Source organism: Sodaliphilus pleomorphus, from assembly GCF_009676955.1.
Taxonomy (GTDB): Bacteria; Bacteroidota; Bacteroidia; order Bacteroidales; family Muribaculaceae; genus Sodaliphilus; species Sodaliphilus pleomorphus.
In genome coordinates this window covers 1,779,069-1,797,227 of sequence record NZ_CP045696.1, presented here as the reverse complement: position 1 = coordinate 1,797,227, position 18,159 = coordinate 1,779,069, and the positions used below count along the sequence as shown (strand labels likewise).

The 18,159-nt window shown below is 59.3% G+C and carries 14 protein-coding genes; 2 read left to right on the top strand and 12 right to left on the bottom strand.

All coding sequences use genetic code 11. The annotated features are described in order from the left end of the window. Positions 1-39: 39 nt before the first annotated feature. Both GF423_RS07185 and GF423_RS07180 read right to left on the bottom strand, forming a co-directional pair. Positions 40-1,077, bottom strand: a complete 1,038-nt coding sequence (locus GF423_RS07185) for an acyltransferase family protein (protein ID WP_154327706.1) — start codon at positions 1,075-1,077, stop codon at positions 40-42. A gap of 176 nt (positions 1,078-1,253) precedes the next feature. Next, entirely contained in the window at positions 1,254-3,902 is a 2,649-nt protein-coding gene (locus GF423_RS07180) for a transglycosylase domain-containing protein (protein ID WP_154327705.1), read from the bottom strand. Between the two features lie 269 nt (positions 3,903-4,171). On the opposite strand from GF423_RS07180, the gene GF423_RS07175 reads away from it, so the two are divergent. Next, positions 4,172-4,519 (top strand): nucleotide pyrophosphohydrolase, encoded by a 348-nt coding sequence (locus GF423_RS07175; RefSeq protein WP_154327704.1) that lies wholly within the window; start codon positions 4,172-4,174, stop codon positions 4,517-4,519. 90 nt (positions 4,520-4,609) lie between these two features. Further along, entirely contained in the window at positions 4,610-5,548 is a 939-nt protein-coding gene (deoC, locus tag GF423_RS07170) for a deoxyribose-phosphate aldolase (RefSeq protein WP_154329007.1), read from the top strand. Between the two features lie 146 nt (positions 5,549-5,694). On the opposite strand, the gene serS is transcribed toward deoC, so the two are convergent. The 10 genes from serS to mraY form a co-directional block, all read right to left on the bottom strand. Continuing rightward, complete coding sequence (gene serS / locus GF423_RS07165; protein WP_154327703.1) at positions 5,695-6,966, bottom strand: serine--tRNA ligase; 1,272 nt, start codon at positions 6,964-6,966, stop codon at positions 5,695-5,697. 17 nt (positions 6,967-6,983) lie between these two features. Continuing rightward, complete coding sequence (locus GF423_RS07160; RefSeq protein WP_154327702.1) at positions 6,984-7,433, bottom strand: GatB/YqeY domain-containing protein; 450 nt, start codon at positions 7,431-7,433, stop codon at positions 6,984-6,986. A gap of 98 nt (positions 7,434-7,531) precedes the next feature. Then, positions 7,532-8,893 (bottom strand): cell division protein FtsZ, encoded by a 1,362-nt coding sequence (ftsZ, locus tag GF423_RS07155; protein ID WP_420853238.1) that lies wholly within the window; start codon positions 8,891-8,893, stop codon positions 7,532-7,534. Between the two features lie 105 nt (positions 8,894-8,998). Then, positions 8,999-10,333: a cell division protein FtsA gene (gene ftsA / locus GF423_RS07150; RefSeq protein ID WP_154327701.1), complete on the bottom strand. Its 1,335-nt coding sequence runs from the start codon at positions 10,331-10,333 to the stop codon at positions 8,999-9,001. Between the two features lie 29 nt (positions 10,334-10,362). Next, positions 10,363-11,490, bottom strand: a complete 1,128-nt coding sequence (locus tag GF423_RS07145) for a POTRA-like domain-containing protein (protein WP_154327700.1) — start codon at positions 11,488-11,490, stop codon at positions 10,363-10,365. Further along, positions 11,487-12,875 (bottom strand): UDP-N-acetylmuramate--L-alanine ligase, encoded by a 1,389-nt coding sequence (locus tag GF423_RS07140; RefSeq protein ID WP_154327699.1) that lies wholly within the window; start codon positions 12,873-12,875, stop codon positions 11,487-11,489. The genes GF423_RS07145 and GF423_RS07140 overlap by 4 nt, the downstream gene beginning before the upstream one ends. 84 nt (positions 12,876-12,959) lie before the next feature. Beyond that, the gene (gene murG, locus GF423_RS07135; protein WP_154327698.1) at positions 12,960-14,069 is read right to left on the bottom strand and encodes an undecaprenyldiphospho-muramoylpentapeptide beta-N-acetylglucosaminyltransferase; all 1,110 of its coding nucleotides are present in this window, start codon (positions 14,067-14,069) and stop codon (positions 12,960-12,962) included. Further along, complete coding sequence (locus GF423_RS07130; RefSeq protein WP_154327697.1) at positions 14,056-15,399, bottom strand: FtsW/RodA/SpoVE family cell cycle protein; 1,344 nt, start codon at positions 15,397-15,399, stop codon at positions 14,056-14,058. Before GF423_RS07130 ends, murG begins: the two co-directional genes overlap by 14 nt. 87 nt (positions 15,400-15,486) lie before the next feature. Further along, positions 15,487-16,836: a UDP-N-acetylmuramoyl-L-alanine--D-glutamate ligase gene (gene murD / locus GF423_RS07125; protein ID WP_154327696.1), complete on the bottom strand. Its 1,350-nt coding sequence runs from the start codon at positions 16,834-16,836 to the stop codon at positions 15,487-15,489. Between the two features lie 34 nt (positions 16,837-16,870). Beyond that, positions 16,871-18,130, bottom strand: coding sequence for a phospho-N-acetylmuramoyl-pentapeptide-transferase (gene mraY, locus GF423_RS07120; RefSeq protein ID WP_154327695.1), 1,260 nt, complete (start codon positions 18,128-18,130; stop codon positions 16,871-16,873). Between the last annotated feature and the right edge of the window lie 29 nt (positions 18,131-18,159).

Here is an 18,159-nt window from a genome sequence, read left to right as displayed (position 1 = left end):
TGGCCTTGAGCACGGCAGCCCACTTGCCTGCCGCCGGCATCAATACTTGTCGAAGTACTTGCCCTTGCCTATGAGCCAGGGCGTGTAGCGGTCGACCAGCCAGGCCACCGGATAGATCGCCGCCATCACCGCCACAGCAATCACCAGCTTGAGCCACGCGTGATCGACGGCATAGCCAGCGCCGCACACGCGAGTGAGCAGCAACTTGGCCGCATCGATAAAGTAGTTTTGCAGTCCCAGATACACGGTGCCGCTCACGGTCACAAACTCCACGACCTTGCTGTGGCCCAACCGGGCGGCAAGCCACTTGGCCACCCCGAAATAGGCAGGTATCACCATCAAGCCAGCCGGAATGCGGCACAGCATGTAGAGCGGATTGTCGCTTGTGTCGAGGGGAGCCACGGCTGCCATGCCCACGACCGACAACAAGGCCAGCACCGCATAGCCGGCAACAGTGCGCCAGCTGGTGAAGCTCAACGCCGACAGCTGACGCTTGAAGCAGTTGCCCAAGGCATAGAAGGGCATGAAACGCAGGGCATTGCCCACATTCCAAAACCGCCACCATGCATACTCGATGCGGCTGTGCTGCAGCTCAAAGGCCACAAAGGCACACCCCGAGAGCAACACCGTGGCCACCATCAACCAGCGCCGCGGCACCAGTCGCTCTACCCAGTAGTAGAGCAGCTGCATGGCATAGAGGCACGACAGGTACCAAAAGGTGGGCAGCACCACCTTGGGGTCGCCCAGCAGCATCTCCCACAGGGGCTTGAGCGCCGCCACCTGGGGGTGGTCGCCCAGCCGCCTCCCCACAACGAGCCACAGCGGGTAGAAAATGAGAAAAAACGTGACATAGGGCACCACAATCTGCTTGGAGCGATGCAGGGCATACTGCTTGAAGCCGCTCCAGCGGTCGATGCTGTAGAGGAAGCCCGAGATGCAGAAAAACACGGGCACACGCAGGTTGAGCACCACCGCATTGTCGAGCAGCGGCAGCCTGGGCGGAGTGTGGAACACTATCACCAGAAAGATGCTGAAAAACCTCACGTAGTCGAGCCACGCCTGCCGTTGCTTTGCCATGACCGTGTATAAAAAGAGACTGTAATTGTTTATGTGAGTGCAAAGTTAAGCAATTGTCGCCACACCAGGGCCACAATGCCGCTGCAAAAAAAAGCAGCCGGCGCAACCTCGTCACTCTACATGAGGAAAAGGTTGCGCCGGCACGCTATGGTGTTGACGCGCGGGTCGTGTCGCCGTCACTTCTTGCGTTGGGGCTCGTTGCCTGTGCTCGGCTGGCCGGCCGGCGGGGTGGCATTGCTGCCGCCGCCAGCATTGTTGTGGCGCTTGTGCCCGCCATTGTTGCCGGCGGGGCTCTCGGCTCCAGGCTCCTCGGCAGCGGCAGGGGCCTGCTGCTGAGTGCCCTGGGCACCCATGTCGCCCAGGTCGCCCTCGGCGCCAGGCTCGCCAGCTCCGAGAGAGTCGGTCACTTCCTGCATGGCAGGCTCATCGGCCGGCTCGTCGTTTCTCACCACAGGCTGCGGGTCGCAGTCGTAGCTGCTGGGCGGCAGCCCGAGCGACACAAACCTGCCCGTGTAGCTGGGACGCAAGCGGCTGTCTTGGAACACTTTTTCAAAGAAAGCACCGCAGATGGGCATGGCCGTCTTGCCGCCCTGGCCCTGCGTGGAGGTGAAGTGGATGCTGCGGTACTCGCCGCCTACCCACACGCCTGCCACCAGGTTGGGCGTGACGCCCACAAACCATGCATCGCTGTGATTCTGGCTGGTGCCCGTCTTGCCGCCAAAGTCGGTCGTGCTCATGTAGGGGCCCACCCAGCTCTCCAGGTTGTTGCTCGTGCCGCCGGCATCGGTGATGCCAGCCATGAGCATCTGCTGCATGTAGAAGGCCGATTGCGGGCTTATGGCCTGTTCCTCCTGCTGGTGGTCTTTGTAGTTGTAGAGCACCGTCTCGCTGCCGTCGGGCTCGACACGCACGATCTTGGTCACCAGCACCGGGTCGTGTTCCTTGCCATAGTTGGCCACCGTGCCATAGGCATTGGTGAGCTCCAGCAGGTTCACGTCCATGGCACCCAGGCACAGCGAGGGCTTGGCCTCGGTAGCCTTCATGGGCACGAGGGGCGACTTGATGCCCATGGCCTGGGCCGTCTTTCTCACCTTTTCCATGCCCACGCGCTCGTCGGTGCCCGTGCGCACGGCCACCACGTTGATACTCTGCACAAAGGCCTGGCGCAGGCTCATGTCCTGCCCCGAGAAGTCGCCGTTGGCATTGCGCGGGGTGTATTGCTCCCACTGGTTCTTCTGCTCGTTAAACACGTTCATGCTCAAGTAGTCGTCGCGCTCGGTCGAGCACGGTGTCATGCCGCTCTCCATGGCGGCCGAGTACACAAAGAGCTTGAAGGTGGAACCCGGCTGGCGCATCGACTTCACCTTGTCGTATTTCCAGGTCGTGTAGTCGATGTCGCCCACCCAGGCGCGCACAAAGCCCGTGCGCGGCTCAATGGCCACCAGGCCGCAGTGCATGAAGTGCAACATGTGGCGCACCGAGTCGATGGGGCTCATGTTCACCTCGCGGTAGCCAGCCACGATGCGGCCCGTGCGGCGGTCGCGGTCATACATGAAGAGCTTCATCTTGTGGGGCGTGTTCATGTAGTGGTTCACCGAGTCGGGGTTGTGGGGGAAACGGCTCACCATCTGCTTGTAGTAGTCGGTGGTGCGCAGCACTTGCTGCGGGAAGCCCGGTATCGAGTCGCCCTTGTTGTCGACCCAGCACGGGTCGCTGCCCCAACGGCGCTCAAAGTTGTGCTGCACCTGGTACATCTGCTGCATCACGGCCTCCTCGGCATGCTCCTGCACGCGGCTGTCGACTGTGGTGTAGATCTTCAACCCGTCGGTGTAAAAGTCGACGTCGTTCTCCTCGCACCAGGCCTGCATCTCGTCGTGCACGGCGTTGCGGAAGTAGAGGGCGCGGCCATCGTTGGGGGTCTCAATGTTGATGTGCAGCTGCGTGGGCTCGTTTTTCATCTCGTTGTAGCGCGCCTGCGAGAGGTCGCCGTGGGTCACCATGTTCCACAGCACCACGTTGCGGCGCCACTGGCTGCGCTCGGGGTTGCTGCGCGGGTTGTAGCTCGACGTGGCCTTGAGCAGGCCCACGAGCACGGCGCACTGGTCGAGCGTGAGACTGTCGGGCGTGGTGTTGTAGTAGGTGCGGGCCGCCGTCTTGATGCCGAAGGCGTTGTTGCCAAAGTCGACCGTGTTGGCATACATGGTGATGATGTCCTGCTTGTCGTAGAACAACTCCACCTTGGTGGCCAGTATCCACTCCTTGATTTTGCTGATCAGGATCCCGAAGCCTGGCACATGACCCAGCAGGCCGCGGTTGGTGCTGCGCACCTTGAACATGTTTTTCACCAGCTGCTGCGTGATGGTCGATGCTCCACGGGCATGGCGGTGTATCACATAGTCCTTCACGGCGGCAAGCATGCCCGTGTAGTCAACGCCGTGGTGCGAGTAGAAACGCTCGTCCTCGGTATCTACAAGTGCCTTGAAAAACAAGGGATTCACCTGGTTGTACTTCACAGGGGTGCGGTTCTCGTCGTAGTACTTGCACAGCAAGACCCCGTCGGCGCTATACACATAGCTGGCATTGTTGGTCTTGGGGTGCATGATCTCGTTGATCGAGGGTGACTTGCCAAAGAGCCACAGGAAATTGATGTCGACCGCAATGAGCAGCAATATCACGCTCACCACCATGGTGCACAGCCCCGACACGGCCTTGACATACCACGGGCGACCCACATAGATACTCTTGTACCATTGCCAGAAGCTGTAGTTCCATCGACACAAATTGCTCCACAGACGGCTCCAAAATCCGTTTTTAAGTCTAACCATAATGCGGCAAATTGATTAAATTATTGCAAAGATAGTGCAAAACAAGGTACTCCCTATCTTTTTTGTAATAAATGTTCTTAATCATCGTTGAAAAAAAAACGCCGATGCCGTCGCACGTGCAATTGCCGCCATCGGTGTCCCTGCCTGCGGCTCGTGCCCACACAGCCATGTGCCCCGCAACTTTCTCACAAAAAAGCGCCTGGTGTTGCCTGGGCCAGGATTTTTTAGTAAGTTTGTAGGCTATTATTGTACACAACCACACCGCGACTATGACAATCGAAGAGGCACAAAAGCGTGTCGACAACTGGATCAAGACCTATGGCGTGCGCTACTTCGACCCGCTCACCAACATGGCCCAGCTCACCGAGGAGGTGGGCGAGGTGGCTCGCGTGATGTCGCGCACCTATGGCGAGCAGTCGTGGAAACCGGGCGACAAGCACAAGGACCTGGCCGATGAGCTGGCCGATGTGCTGTGGGTGACGCTGTGCATCGCCAACCAGACGGGCATCGACCTCGATGCGGCCCTCGAGCGCAACTTTGACAAGAAGACGCAGCGCGACAGCCACCGTCACCTCCACAACCCCAAGCTCGAGGGCCCGGCCGGCGACAAAGCCTGAGCCCCCATTTGCCTCACAGGCAGCACCTGCGTTTATTCTAAATCCACTAAATACAAGATCATGGACAGCATTAAAGACCAATTCAACAAGATGAAAGGCGTGACCGACAATCTGAAAAAGGACCTCCCCTTTGAGCAGACTGTGCCGCCCGACAAATACGAGGCTGCCATCAAGGCCAGCCAGGTGGAGACCGACAACGACAAGGTGAGCGACCAGGTGCACCGCCTCGTCGACGAGCACTGGCAGGAAAACATGAACCGCGACGTGTATGAGTTTCTGCTCAACTGCGTCGATCTCACCACCCTGAGCACGACCGACAGCGAGCGCAGCATCGCCGCCTTCACCCAAAAGGTGAACAAGTACCAGGCCAAGTATCCCGACTTCAAGAACGTGGCCTCGATATGCGTCTACAGCAACTTTGCCGAGGTGGTGCGCGGCAACCTCGAGGTGAGCGACGTGGGCATCGCCGTGTGCAGCGCCAGCTTCCCCTCGTCGCAGGCCCACATCGAGACCAAGGTGGCCGAAACCGCCCTGGCCATACAAGACGGCGCCGACGAGGTCGACGTGGTCATCAACATGGGCTACTTCCTCGACGGCGCCTACGAGGAGCTGTGCGACGAGATTGCCGAGCTCAAGGCCACTATAGGCAACCACCCCCTGAAGGTGATACTCGAGACGGGCGCCCTCAAGAGCGCCGAAAACATCAAGCGCGCCTCGATACTGGCCATGTACAGCGGCGCCGACTTCATCAAGACCTCGACAGGCAAGATCTATCCCGGGGCCTCGCTCGAGGCTGCCTATGTGATGTGCCAGTGCATCAAGGAGTACTACCAGAAGCACAGCATCATGGTGGGCTTCAAGGCCTCAGGCGGCATACGCACCACCGAGGATGCCGTGAAGTACTACACCATCGTCAAGGAGGTGCTGGGCGACCACTGGCTCGACAACGAGTACTTCCGCATCGGGGCCAGCAGCCTGGCCAACGACCTGTTTCAGTCGATGACCGGCACCACCGACAAGCCCTTCTGACGGCGCGCGCGCACCACACACATCATGGCCAAGCACGCAGCAATGTGCTCCGCCACACAAGCCAGCAAGCCCCGGCACCGACGTGCCAGGGCTTGTGTGATATAATAGCTGTTGCATCAATCGGGGCTACATGGCCGCCGGTGCAATCAGTCGATGATGTCGAAGCCAGTGTACTTGCGCAGTGCCTCGGGAATCCTGATGCCCTCGGGCGTCTGGTTGTTCTCGAGCAGAGCGGCCACAATGCGCGGCAGGGCCAGGGCCGAGCCGTTGAGGGTGTGGCACAGGTGGGTCTTCTTGTCGTCGCCGCGGTAGCGGCACTTGAGGCGGTTGGCCTGGTAGGTCTCAAAGTTGGACACCGAGCTCACCTCGAGCCAGCGCTTCTGTGCGCCCGACCACACCTCGAAGTCGAAGGTGATGGCGCTCGTGAAACTGGTGTCGCCGCCACACAGGCGCAGGATGTGCCAGGGCAGCTCGAGCTTCTCGCACAGGCCTTGCACGTGGGCTTTCATCTCCTCGAGGGCGGCATAGCTGTTTTCGGGCTTCTCGATGCGCACGAGCTCTACCTTGTCGAACTGGTGCAGGCGGTTGAGGCCGCGCACGTCCTTGCCGTAGCTGCCAGCCTCGCGGCGGAAGCATGCGCTGTAGGCGCAATTCTTCTTGGGCAGCTCCTCTTGCGGAATGATCACGTCGCGGTATATATTGGTCACTGGCACCTCGGCCGTAGGTATCAAGTAGAAGTCGTCGACCTCGCAGTGATACATCTGGCCTTCCTTGTCGGGCAGCTGGCCGGTACCCAGGCCCGAGTCCTGGTTCACCACCAGCGGGGGCTCGATTTCGAGATAGCCGTCTTTGTTGGCCTCGTCGAGGAAGAACTGGATGAGGGCGCGCTGCAGGCGGGCACCCTTGCCCTTGTACACAGGGAAGCCTGCACCGGTGATTTTCACACCCAGGTCAAAGTCGATGATGTCGTATTTCTTGGCAAGCTCCCAGTGCGGCAGCGCGTCGGCAGGCAGGTCGGGCATCTTGCCGCCCGTTTTCTCCACCACGTTGTCGGCACTCGACTTGCCCTCGGGCACGCCCTTGTAGGGCACATTGGGCACCGAGAGCAGTATTTGGCGTATTTCTTCCTCAATACCGGTGAGGCGATCGTCGATTTCCTTGTTGGCAGCCTTGAGCGTGCCCACCTGCTGCTTGGCAGCCTGGGCTTCTTCTTTTTTGCCTTGCTTCATGAGGGCGCCTATCTGCGCAGCCATCTTGTTGAGCTGTGCAGCGTTGTCGTCGCGCTGTTTCTGAGCCTCGCGGCGCTGCTTGTCGAGTTCCACCACCTTCATGATGGGCTCGCGGCCGTCAAATTGTTTCACGGCCAGGCGGCGTATCACGTCCTCGGGATCCTTGTTGATAAGTTGTAGTGTTAACATTTTATGTGTTGCAGTTTTTAACTTAATAATTGCTTAACCTTGGCGCTTATGGCACGGCCCTCGGCCTTGCCTGCCAGCTGCTTGGTGGCCACGCCCATCACCTTGCCCATGTCTTTGGGCGAGGTGGCGCCCACTTGCGCAATGATGGCCTTGAGCTGCACGGTGAGCTCCTCGTCGCTCAGTTGCTTGGGCAGGAACTCCTCGACCACGCTGGCCTGTGCCAGCTCCTCGCTGGCCAGGTCCTGACGGCCCTGGCTGGCATAGAGCTCGGCGCTCTCCTTGCGTTGCTTGACCATGCGCACGAGGGCCTTGATGGCGTTGGCGTCGGTCACCTCGCCGTTGTTCTCGGGAGCAGTCTTGATGAGCAGGAACTCGGCCTTGATGCCCTTCAGGGCCTCGAGGCGCTGCTTGTCGCGAGCTTTCATAGCCGCTTTTATGCCGGCATTGACATCTTCAAAAAGTGACATAATCGATTGTGATGTTATATTTCTTTATTTTTGCGCAAAATTACACAATAATTCATTACCAAGCAAGTAGCCCCCGCGGCAATCACGATGCACGTGCATCAGCTGCCAAACGAGATGGTGCCCGTGGTGCCCTTCTTCTTGGTCTGGGCCTGGCTGGCCTCGCGGGCATGGTAGTCGTGGGCGGCCTGGTGCTTGTCGCGCAGCTGCGCGATTTGGGCCTTGAACTTGGGGTTGCGGTTGAAGGTGGGCGTCTTCTCAAGCAAGTCGACCATGTCGTCGTTGTCGATGTCCTCGGGCTTGAGCACGATGTAGCGCGACTCGGCCTGCTCCTGGCCCTGCTGTATCACCTTGTCGCCATACTCCTCGCGCAAGCGAGCCTCGTCGTCGACGCTGGCAGCTGCAGCGGCCGTGGCCACGGCGCCCTTGGTAGTGCCGGTGTTGATGGCCGGCCCGTCGGCAGCTGTGGCTGGCGTCTCGCTGTCGAGCGAGACCTCGAAACCGGCTGCCAGAATGGTGATTTTGATCTTGTCTTCGAGCGTGTCGTCGAAGCCCACACCCCATATCACGTCGACCTCGGGACTGAAGTTGGTCATAAACTGGCGCATCTCGTCGACCTCGGCCATCTTGAAGGGCGAGTGCGACTCGCGCGAGAAGTAGAAGTTCATGAGTATCTTCTTGGAGCCGTACACGTCGCGGTTCTTGAGCAAGGGCGACTCCAGGGCATCCTCGATGGCCTTGGTCACACGATGCTCGCCCTCGCCATAGCCGCTGCTGATGATGGCCACGCCGCCGTCGCGCAGGGTGGTGTTCACGTCGTTGAAGTCGAGGTTGATCATGCCCTGGGTGGTGATGAGCTCCGAGATGCTGCGGGCTGCAATGCTCAGCGTGTCGTCGGCCTTGCCGAAGGCGTTGATGAAGTTCAAGTCGGGGTATATCTCGGTGAGGCGCTCGTTGTTGATGATCAACAGCGCGTCAACATACTTGTGCATCTCGTCGGCACCGTTGAGTGCCTTGATGATTTTCTTCTGGCCCTCGAAGAGGAAGGGAATGGTCACGATGCCTATGGTGAGCACGCCGCGGTCGCGGGCGATGCGGGCCACCACAGGTGCAGCGCCGGTGCCGGTGCCGCCGCCCATGCCGGCGGTGATAAACACCATCTTGGTGTCGTCGTCAAACAGGGCCGATATTTCATCGGCGCTTTCCTCGGCAGCCGCCTTGGCCACCTCGGGGTTGTTGCCGGCCCCCAGGCCCTTGGTGGTCTCGGGGCCTATGAGCAGGCGGTTGGGCACGGGGCTGCTGCTCAGCGCCTGACGGTCGGTGTTGATGACGACAAACGAAACGCCGCTTATGTTTTGCTCATACATGTGATTGATAGCATTGTTGCCGCCGCCGCCCACGCCCACAACCTTGATGATGGTGGGCATCTTCTCGTCGAGATTGAAGCCCGACGGCTGGTCGATGCTGTCAAATATTTCTTTACTACTGATATCTTTAGCCATAATTGCAATATGTTTTATCTTATTTATGATTTCGGTGTTTCTCTGTCACAGGGCATCGAGCACGGCTCACTCGTCTCTCTCCTCGTCGTTGTCCTCGATATCACTCTCGCTCAGCAGCTTGTCGAGCTTGCGCTTGAAACCGCCAAAGATAGAGCGGCGTTTTTTGTCGGGCTGCGGCTGCGGCTCTTGCTCGGGCTGCGGCCTGGCGGCTGCGGCTGGCGCGCCGGCCGGCATGGCAAATTGCGGGCCTTCGGGCTCATAGGAGCGGCGCTCAAGGCAGGTAGCCCCTTCTGGGAGCAGCTCGGCACCCTTGGCCAGCAAGGCAAAGAGCTCGATATACTCGGGCTTGTTGATGGTGTGGTCGAGAATGTTGAGCGTCGACGGGTAGGAGCCGCGGCGCACGTTGATCTTGGTCACCTCGTTCACCTTCTCGGGCAGGCCCTGCAGGGCCGAACCTCCGCCTATGAGCACAACCGAGCGCAAGTCGTCGTTGGTGAGACCGGCATTGGTGATCTGGCGGTTGATGTTGACGATGATCTCGCCCATGCGGGCCGAGATGTACTCCGACGCCTTCTTCGAGTGCACGCCGTCGATGATGATGTCTTCGGCATGGGCAGGGTCGAGCGGGTTGTTGATGTTTTTCTTCACGCGCTCGGCCGTCTCCTCCATGATTTGCAGGCCGTTGACCAGGTCGAGCGTGAGGTTGCGCCCGCCCAGCGGCAGGGTGGTGAGATACTGCAGGGCGTTGTTTTTGTAGATGGCCACCGAGGTAGTCTCGGCGCCTATGTCGACCAGCATGCAGCCCAGCGAGAGCTCGTCGGGCTTGAGTATTTCTTCGCCCACCACCAGTGGCGTGACCAGGTACTGGCGCACCTTCATCGTGGCGCTCATCACGCGCTCGAGATTGAGCTTGATGTTGGGCTTGGCCACAATCTGGTTGAGCTTGATTTCTATCTTGGAGCCAAACTGGCCGCCAGGGGTCTTGGTGGCGCTGCCGTCGACATAGAAGGCCCGCGGCACGATGTCGATGACCTCGTAGCCTCTAAACACATCATGCACGCCCCTGATGATTTTGTCGATCATGCTGTCGGTAATCTGCACCGAGGCGTCGAGGTTGCGCGTCACCTCGGTAGCCTCGCTGTGCACCGAGCGGGCGTTGATGCCCACATACACGTCGGTGATGAGGCCGTCGACCGCGTTGCTCAGCATCTTGAGGATGCGGTTGATAGCGTTTTTTGTGTTTTCCACGTTCTGTATACAGCCGTAGCGCACGCAGTTGGAGAGCTTCTGCTCCTCAAGGCGGTTGACGCTCACGTAGCCAGTAGGCGACTTCTCGGCGATGGCTCCCACGATCTTGGAACTGCCTATCTCAAGTGCTACGATATATTGAGTTTTTTCCATAATGTGTAAAGTTTATATGTAATGTTTCGTTATTTCTTCTTCTCGTTGCCGGTGCTCTTCTTCTTGCTCTTGTTGCCCGTTGAGCCCGCTGGCGACTGTGCGGCTTTTTTCTTCTTGCTGCTCTCGGTCGATTTTGAGTCGCGCTCTTGCTTGTCGGTGTGCTTCTTGCCTGGGTGCTTCTCGCTGGCCGCCTCGGCGTGCTGCTTGCCGGCTGGTTTCGACGCCTCCTGGGCCTCGCGCCGGGGCGAGTCGTCGCGCTTGGTCTTCTTCGGGCGAGCCGCCGGGTCGGCGCCCGACTTCACAATGGCAGCCCTGGTGGTGCCGTCGTTGCGCACGAGGGCGCGGTTGTCGTCGGTCACGGTGATGGTCGTGGCATCGGGGGCTATCTCGTCGTCGTCGGGGCCAGCCTCGACTGTGGCTTCCACCCGCTTGAGGCGGCGTGTGGCCACCACCTGGTGCATCCACTTGAGCGAGATGGTGTCGTAGGTGTCCCAGCCACGCACGGGCATCACTTTCTCGTAGAAGAGCAGCAGCTTCTTGAACTTGTTCTCATAGTTGGCCACGCTGCCAAAGTCGATGATTTGCCCCACAAAGCAGGGCACGATATAGATGCTGCCAGGGCCACGGTAGTTGTACATCGTGACGATGGAGTTGAGCGTGGCATCGCTCTGCACATAGTCGAGCAGGGGCACCAGCCGCTCGGGACCGTAGGCCCGGGTGAAGTGGCCGTTTACCACAGGCACGTCGCAGTAGTAGTTGCCGTTGGCCTCCATGCGCTTGCCCTCGCGGTTGACGTAGTAGGACTTGTCGCCGTCCATGACACGCATCACGGGCACAAGCTGGCGCACCCTGATGATGAAGCGGCCATCCTGCCCCTTGATGCAGTCGGCACTCTCAAGATAGGGCGAGGTGTCGAGCAGGCGCTCCACCCGGTCGCTGTTGATCTGCCACATGGGCTTGCCCTCGAGGGCAATGTGGGCGTGCTTGAGGTCCTCGATGATGCCGCGGGGCGTGACAAAGGGCTTGCTCGAGGCGTTCACCACCTCGATGTCGACCTTGCGGCACACCTGGTCGCGTGCCTGGCCATGGGCCCAGATCACCCCCCACGCGAGCAGCGCGGTGAGCACAACGAGCAGTATGTAGCGAACTATCTTCAACGCTGTTGTTTCTTTACTTCTTCACATATCCTGGGCAAGAGGTCGACAATATCGCCCGCACCCACTGTCAACAAGATATCAAAATTAAGCAAATGGATTGAACTGAGCAAATTTTCCTTGCTATAAACCTTTTTTACAGGGCAAGTTACATCTTTCATGATGAGCTCGCTGCTCACCCCGGCTATAGGCTCCTCGCGGGCAGGATAGATGGGCAGCATGTAGCACTCGTCGGCCAAGCTCAAAGCCCGGGCAAACTCGGGGGCGAAGTCGCGCGTGCGGGTGTAGAGGTGGGGCTGGAAGATGACGGTGAGCTTGCGGCCGGGATACAGGTCGCGCACGCTCTTGATGCTGGCCATGATCTCGTTGGGGTGATGGGCATAGTCGTCGATCACCACGTGGCCGTGGCTGCCCGGCTCCTTGAGCCAGAACTCGAAGCGGCGCTTGGCGCCCATGAAGGTGGCGATGCCCTCCTTGATGGCCTGGGCGGGCACCTTGATGAGCCAGCACACAGCCATGGCAGCCACGGCGTTGTCGATGTTGATTTCCACAGGCACGCCCAGCTTCACGTCGGCAATGACGCTGCCGTCGGGGGCCACAAAGTCGAACACGATCTCGCCGTCGCCCTTGCGCACGCGGGCGGCATGGAAGTCACCCTCGTCGATCGAGTAGGTATAGGTCTTCACGCCCGGGCGGGGGCGCGGCTTGAGCTTGAGCCCGGTGTGCAGCAGCAGCACGCCGCCCGGCTCGATGAGCTCGGTGAAGTGGGCGAAACTCTCCAGGTAGTTTTCATAGTTGCCGTAGATGTCGAGGTGATCGGGGTCGGTGGCACTCACCACGGCGATGTAGGGCGTGAGCTCGTGAAACGAGCGGTTGAACTCATCGGCCTCGACCACGCTATAGGGGCTGGTCTTGGATAGCAGGAAGTTGGTGCCGTAGTTGCGCAGCACGCCGCCCAGAAAGGCGTTGCTGCCCACGCCGCTCACCTGCAGGATGTGGGCCGCCATGCTCGAGGTGGTGGTTTTGCCGTGGGTGCCCGAGAAGCACAGCGCCTTGCTGTTGCGCGTGACGATGCCCAGCGCCTTGGCGCGCAGCATCACCTCAAACCCGTTGTCGAGAAACCACTTCAATATGGGCTCGCTCTCGTGTATGGCGGCCGTGTACACCACCACAGTGTCGCGCTTGTCGCGGCAATAGGCAGGAATCGTGTCGGGGTCCTCGACATAGGAAATCTCCACGCCCTCTTTCTCCAGGGCGCGGGTCAGGTCGGTGGCAGTGCGGTCGTAGCCGGCCACCTGCTTGCCGTTGTCGAGGAAATAACGCTCGAGGGCTGCCATGCCAATGCCGCCGGCGCCCACAAAATATATCGATTTAAAATCTTTGCTCATTGTTGATGATTGTGTATGTATATATATTGTAATATAAAGCATTTAGTCGGTAAACGACAGCAGTCGTTGTCGTCGCTTGGCCTTTCACTTGGCAATGGCCATCACGTGGTCGACGATCGTCTCGGCAGCGTTGGCCAGGGCCATCTTCTTCACGTTGGCTGCCAGCGATTGTAGCGTCTGGGCATTGGCGACCGTGTCGAGCGCTGTGGCCACGAGCTTGTCGCGGGCCTCGGCATCCCTGACCATGATGGCTGCGCCCTTGTCGACGAGCGCCATGGCGTTGTGCGTCTGGTGGTCTTCGGCCACATTGGGGCTGGGCACGAGAATGGCAGGCTTGCCCAGCAGCTGCAACTCAGAGATGCTGCTGGCGCCGGCACGCGATATCACGAGGTCGGCGGCGCGGTAGGCCATGTCCATGCGGGTCACAAAGGCGGCCTGGTGCACATTGGTCACGCCCGAGGCGGCCAGAGCCTGGCTGCACTGCTGGTCATAGTACTTGCCCGACTGCCACAGCACCTGCACGTCGTGGTGCCCGGCTATGGCCTGCAGGCCGGCAATGATGCTCTCGTTCACGGTGCGTGCCCCCAGGCTGCCGCCTATCACGAGTATGGTCTTCTTGTCGGGGTCGAGGCCCAGCTCCTGGCGGGCCTGCTGGGGCGTGGCGGTGCACTCGAGCAGGTTGCGGCGCACCGGGTTGCCCGTCATCACGATCTTGCCGGCCGGGAAAAAGCGCTCCATGCCCGAGTAGGCCACACATATGCACTGCGCCCCCTTGGCCAGGAGCTTGTTGGTCACGCCGGCATAGGAGTTTTGCTCTTGCAGCAAGGTGGGCACGCCCATCTTCTGGGCCTCCTTGAGCGTGGGGCCGCTGGCATAGCCGCCCACACCTATGGCCACGTTGGGCTTAAACTCCTTGATGATATCCTTGGCCATGCGGGTGCACTTCCACACGCGGTAGAGCACCTTCACGTTTCTGAGCAAGTGCTTGCGGTCGAAACCCATCACCGGCAGGCCCTTGATGGGGTAGCCTGCGGCAGGCACACGCTCCATCTCCATGCGTCCCTGGGCACCCACAAAGAGGATGTGGGCCTGGGGGTAGCGACGCTTGATTTCATTGGCAATCGACAGAGCGGGAAAGATGTGGCCGCCTGTGCCGCCGCCGCTCACCAGAAAATTCATTTCATTTCCATTCATTTTCTCTTATCATTTGTGTGGGATTCTCAGCGCGCAAGTCATCGGGCAACTGAGCCTCCTCGGTTTTGTTGTTTTTACTGTTTTGGTTGGCAATAGTGCGGCTGATGCTCAGCATGATGGCAAAGGCCACGCTGGTGACGATGATCGAGGTGCCGCCCTTGGAGATGAGCGGCAGGGGCTGACCCGAGACGGGAAACACGCCCACGTTGATGGCCATGTGAAACAGGGCCTGGAAGGCGACCATCGAAGCCATGCCGATGATGAGCAGGGCCGGCAGTACGCGGCGGCAACGGCGTGCTATCATGGCGGCCCGAGCCAGCAGCCACAGGTAGAGGATGAGCACGCACACACCGCCTATGAGCCCCATCTCCTCGACGATAATCGAGTAGATGTAGTCGCTGAAGGCCAGTGGCAGCCGGCTGCACTCGCGCGAGTTGCCCAGCCCCACGCCGGTGATGCCGCCATGGGCCTGAGCCATGCGCGATATCATCTCCTGCGTGTTTTTGCTCGTGATGGGCTTGTACACCAGCGAGTCGCTGTGCCACCAGTCGAGTATGCGGTTTTTCCACGTGCTCTGGCGGTTGACCACAGGCTTGTCGCCGCCTGTCGTGCCCAGCGTGTCGCCCTCTTGCACGATGAGCTCGCTCGTTGCCCCGGGGCCGTTGAGCGTGGCCTCCTGGTTGTCGTTGTGATTCTTGATGACCCAGAACACGCCAAAGAGCACGGCATAGGCCACCAGCACATAGCCTATACGCTTGAGCCTGGCTCCGCCTATAAGCATCATCGAGCCACTGATGCACATGAGCAGCAACGTGTTGGTGAGGCCGCTCTGCAAGAGCAGGAAGCCAAACACCGCCACTACCGATGCGGCCTCGACCATCCCGGTGGTTTTCACGTCTTTGTTCTTCTGGTTGCGGGCCAGTATATAGGCCAGCAATGTGACTATCGACAGCTTGGCCAGCTCGGCGGGCTGAATGGTGAAGCCCGGCAGCGTGATAGCGCGCTGGGCGCCGTTGACGACCTCGCCAAACAATCGCACATATACCAGGCACAGCAGCGTGACCAAGCCCAATCCTGGTATCATGATGGCCAGCAGGGTCTTGTTGTTGTAGTCGACACGATAGATGACATACAGCAGCAGCCCACCTATGGCAAGGAAAACCACCTGCTTGATGATGGGCATGTACACCCCTGCCGTGGCCACCTCGCGGCTCGAGGCGCTGTAGGACTCGATGATCGACAGGAATATCAGCGTGAAGTAGATGCCCCATATCCACGGGTCGCCATACTTGCGCGACATTTCTTCATATCTCTTGGCTTTTTCCGACATGTAATATTTTGTTTCTCTTTCTCAATGTTTACGGGCGGCCTTGCCACACACCCACACACACACTCTCTCTTGTGTGTGCGTGTGTGTTTAGTCGTCCAGTTTTCTCACGCAATCTTTAAACTGGCAGCCGCGATCCTCCATGTTCTTAAACAGGTCGAAGCTGGCACAACAGGGCGAGAGCAGCACGGTGTCGCCCTTCTGGGCATAGGCGTGGCACTTGGCCACTGCCTCGGGCATCGAGCGGGCATCGGTGATGTTGGGCACCTTGCCGTCGAAGAACTTGTGCAGCTTGCTGTTGTCGACACCCAAGCACACGATGGCCTTCACCTTCTCCTTCACAAAGTCTTCTATCTCGCTGTAGTCGTTGCCCTTGTCCTTGCCGCCCAGGATGAGCACCACCGGCGTGGTCATGCTCTCGAGGGCATACCAGGTGGCGTTGACGTTGGTTGCCTTGGAGTCGTTGATATAGGTCACACCGCCCACCGTGCGCACGTATTCCAAGCGGTGCTCCACGGCCTCGAAGTCGGCCAGGGCGCGGCGTATCACCTCGTCGTTCACATTGAGGAACGTGGCCGAGATACCGGCAGCCATCGAGTTGTACACGTTGTGCAGTCCCTTGAGCGAGAGCTGGGCACGGGGCATCTCCCAGTGCCTGCCGCCCACGTTAAATTTCATCAAGCCGCTCTCGTCGAGACAGGCAGCGCAATCCTCCTCGTCGAGGGCGCTGAAGGGCAGCATGCGGGCCTCGCTCGTCACGTGCTTGAGCTGGGCGGTCACCACCGGGTCGTCGTGCCAGTAGATGAAGGCGTCGTCGCTCGTCTGGTTCTGCATGATGCGGAACTTGGCGGCCACATAGTTTTCCATCTTGTAGTCGTAGCGGTCGAGGTGGTCGGGCGTGATGTTGAGTATCACGGCCACGTTGGCCTTGAAGTCGTACATGTTGTCGAGCTGGAAGCTGCTCAGCTCTATCACATACACGTCGTGGCTCTCGGTGGCCACCTGCAGGGCCAGGCTCTTGCCCACATTGCCGGCCAGACCCACGTTGAGGCCTGCCTTCTGCAAAATGTGATAGGTGAGCAAGGTGGTGGTCGTCTTGCCGTTGCTGCCCGTGATGCACACCATCTTGGCATCGGTGTAGCGACCGGCAAACTCAATCTCGCTGATGACCGGTATGCTCTTCTGCTGCGCCTTCACCAGGATGGGCACGTTGCCGGGCACGCCGGGGCTCTTTATGATCTCGTCGGCCGCCAGCACTCTCGACTCGGTGTGCGGGTGCCCCTCTTCCCACTCGATATCGTATTGAGCAAGCAGCTGCTTGTATTTGGGCGCAATCTTGCCCATGTCGGTCAAGAACACGTCCATTCCCTTCACTTTGGCCAGGACAGCAGCTCCGGCGCCGCTCTCTCCTCCGCCTAAAACCACGATACGTTTTTTCATCTTATTATTAAAATGTGATTGAGTCATGTTTTTTTTATCTTATCTTAAGTGTCACAAAGGTGAGCACTGCCAGCAAGATGGCAACCAGCACAAAGCGCATCACTATCTTGGGCTCGGGGATGGCGTGCACAGGCTTCTGCCACTTGGCCTCGACCTGACCCGCCGGCACCTGGAAGTGGTGGTGCAGCGGCGTCATCTTGAAGATGCGCTTGCCCACGCCGTAGCGCTTCTTGGTGTACTTGAAATAGGCCACCTGCACCATCACGCTCAAGTCCTCGCAGAAGAAGGTGAGACACAAGATGGGAATGAGCAGCTCCTTGCGTATGAGAATGGCAAACACGGCGATGATGCCGCCCAGGCACAAGCTGCCCGTGTCGCCCATAAACACCTGAGCCGGATAGCCGTTGTACCACAAGAAGCCCACCGTGGCGCCTATGAAGGCCGCCGCATACACCACAAGCTCGCTGCTGTTGGGGATATACATGATGTTGAGATAGGTCGAATACACCACATTGCCCCCCAAGTAGCACATGATGGCCAGCGCCACCCCTATCACTGCCGAGGTGCTCGTGGCCAGGCCGTCGAGCCCGTCGGTGAGATTGGCGCCGTTGCTCACTGCCGCCACCACAAAGATGGTGACCAGTATAAACACGATCCAGCCGCCTGTGCTGGCTCCATCGCCCATCCACTTGGTAAACCACGAGTAGTTGAAGTTGTGGTTTTTCACAAAGGGGATGGTGGTCTCGGCCGCCTTGATGTTTTGGGCCTTGTGCTCGATCACGACCTCGTGGGTCACGGGGTCGACAACCTCCACGTTCTGGTCCATCACAATGGCGGGGCTCAAGTACATCGTGAGGCCCACAATCAGGCCCAGGCCCACCTGGCCCACAATCTTGAACTTGCCCTTCATGCCCTCCTTGTTGTGATGGGCAACCTTGATATAGTCGTCGCAGAAGCCCAGCGCGCCGCACCACAGCGTGGCAATGATCATGAGTATCATGTAGATGTTGCCCAGCTTGCCCAGCAGCAGGCAGGGCACCACGATGGCCAGGATGATGATGATGCCTCCCATGGTGGGAGTGCCTTTCTTCTCCATTTGCCCCTGCAGGCCCAGGTTGCGCACAATCTCGCCCACCTGCATGAGCTGCAGGCGGTCGATAATCTTGCGGCCAAACACGATGGCTATAAACAACGACAGGATGAGCGCAAAACCGGCACGGAAGGTGATGTAGTCAAACAGCCGCGCGCCCGGCACGTCGAATTGCTCTAAATAGTGAAATAAATAGTACAACATGTTGTTTTTTTTCTCTTAATTTATCTATC

What these genes read in the sequence shown, in the direction of transcription:
- GF423_RS07185 (WP_154327706.1), bottom strand. Translation starts at nt 1,077, where the DNA reads ATGGCAAAGCAACGGCAGGCGTGGCTCGACTACGTGAGGTTTTTCAGC.
- GF423_RS07180 (WP_154327705.1), bottom strand. Translation starts at nt 3,902, where the DNA reads ATGGTTAGACTTAAAAACGGATTTTGGAGCCGTCTGTGGAGCAATTTG.
- GF423_RS07175 (WP_154327704.1), top strand. Translation starts at nt 4,172, where the DNA reads ATGACAATCGAAGAGGCACAAAAGCGTGTCGACAACTGGATCAAGACC.
- deoC (WP_154329007.1), top strand. Translation starts at nt 4,610, where the DNA reads ATGAAAGGCGTGACCGACAATCTGAAAAAGGACCTCCCCTTTGAGCAG.
- serS (WP_154327703.1), bottom strand. Translation starts at nt 6,966, where the DNA reads ATGTTAACACTACAACTTATCAACAAGGATCCCGAGGACGTGATACGC.
- GF423_RS07160 (WP_154327702.1), bottom strand. Translation starts at nt 7,433, where the DNA reads ATGTCACTTTTTGAAGATGTCAATGCCGGCATAAAAGCGGCTATGAAA.
- ftsA (WP_154327701.1), bottom strand. Translation starts at nt 10,333, where the DNA reads ATGGAAAAAACTCAATATATCGTAGCACTTGAGATAGGCAGTTCCAAG.
- GF423_RS07140 (WP_154327699.1), bottom strand. Translation starts at nt 12,875, where the DNA reads ATGAGCAAAGATTTTAAATCGATATATTTTGTGGGCGCCGGCGGCATT.
- murG (WP_154327698.1), bottom strand. Translation starts at nt 14,069, where the DNA reads ATGAATGGAAATGAAATGAATTTTCTGGTGAGCGGCGGCGGCACAGGC.
- GF423_RS07130 (WP_154327697.1), bottom strand. Translation starts at nt 15,399, where the DNA reads ATGTCGGAAAAAGCCAAGAGATATGAAGAAATGTCGCGCAAGTATGGC.
- murD (WP_154327696.1), bottom strand. Translation starts at nt 16,836, where the DNA reads ATGAAAAAACGTATCGTGGTTTTAGGCGGAGGAGAGAGCGGCGCCGGA.
- mraY (WP_154327695.1), bottom strand. Translation starts at nt 18,130, where the DNA reads ATGTTGTACTATTTATTTCACTATTTAGAGCAATTCGACGTGCCGGGC.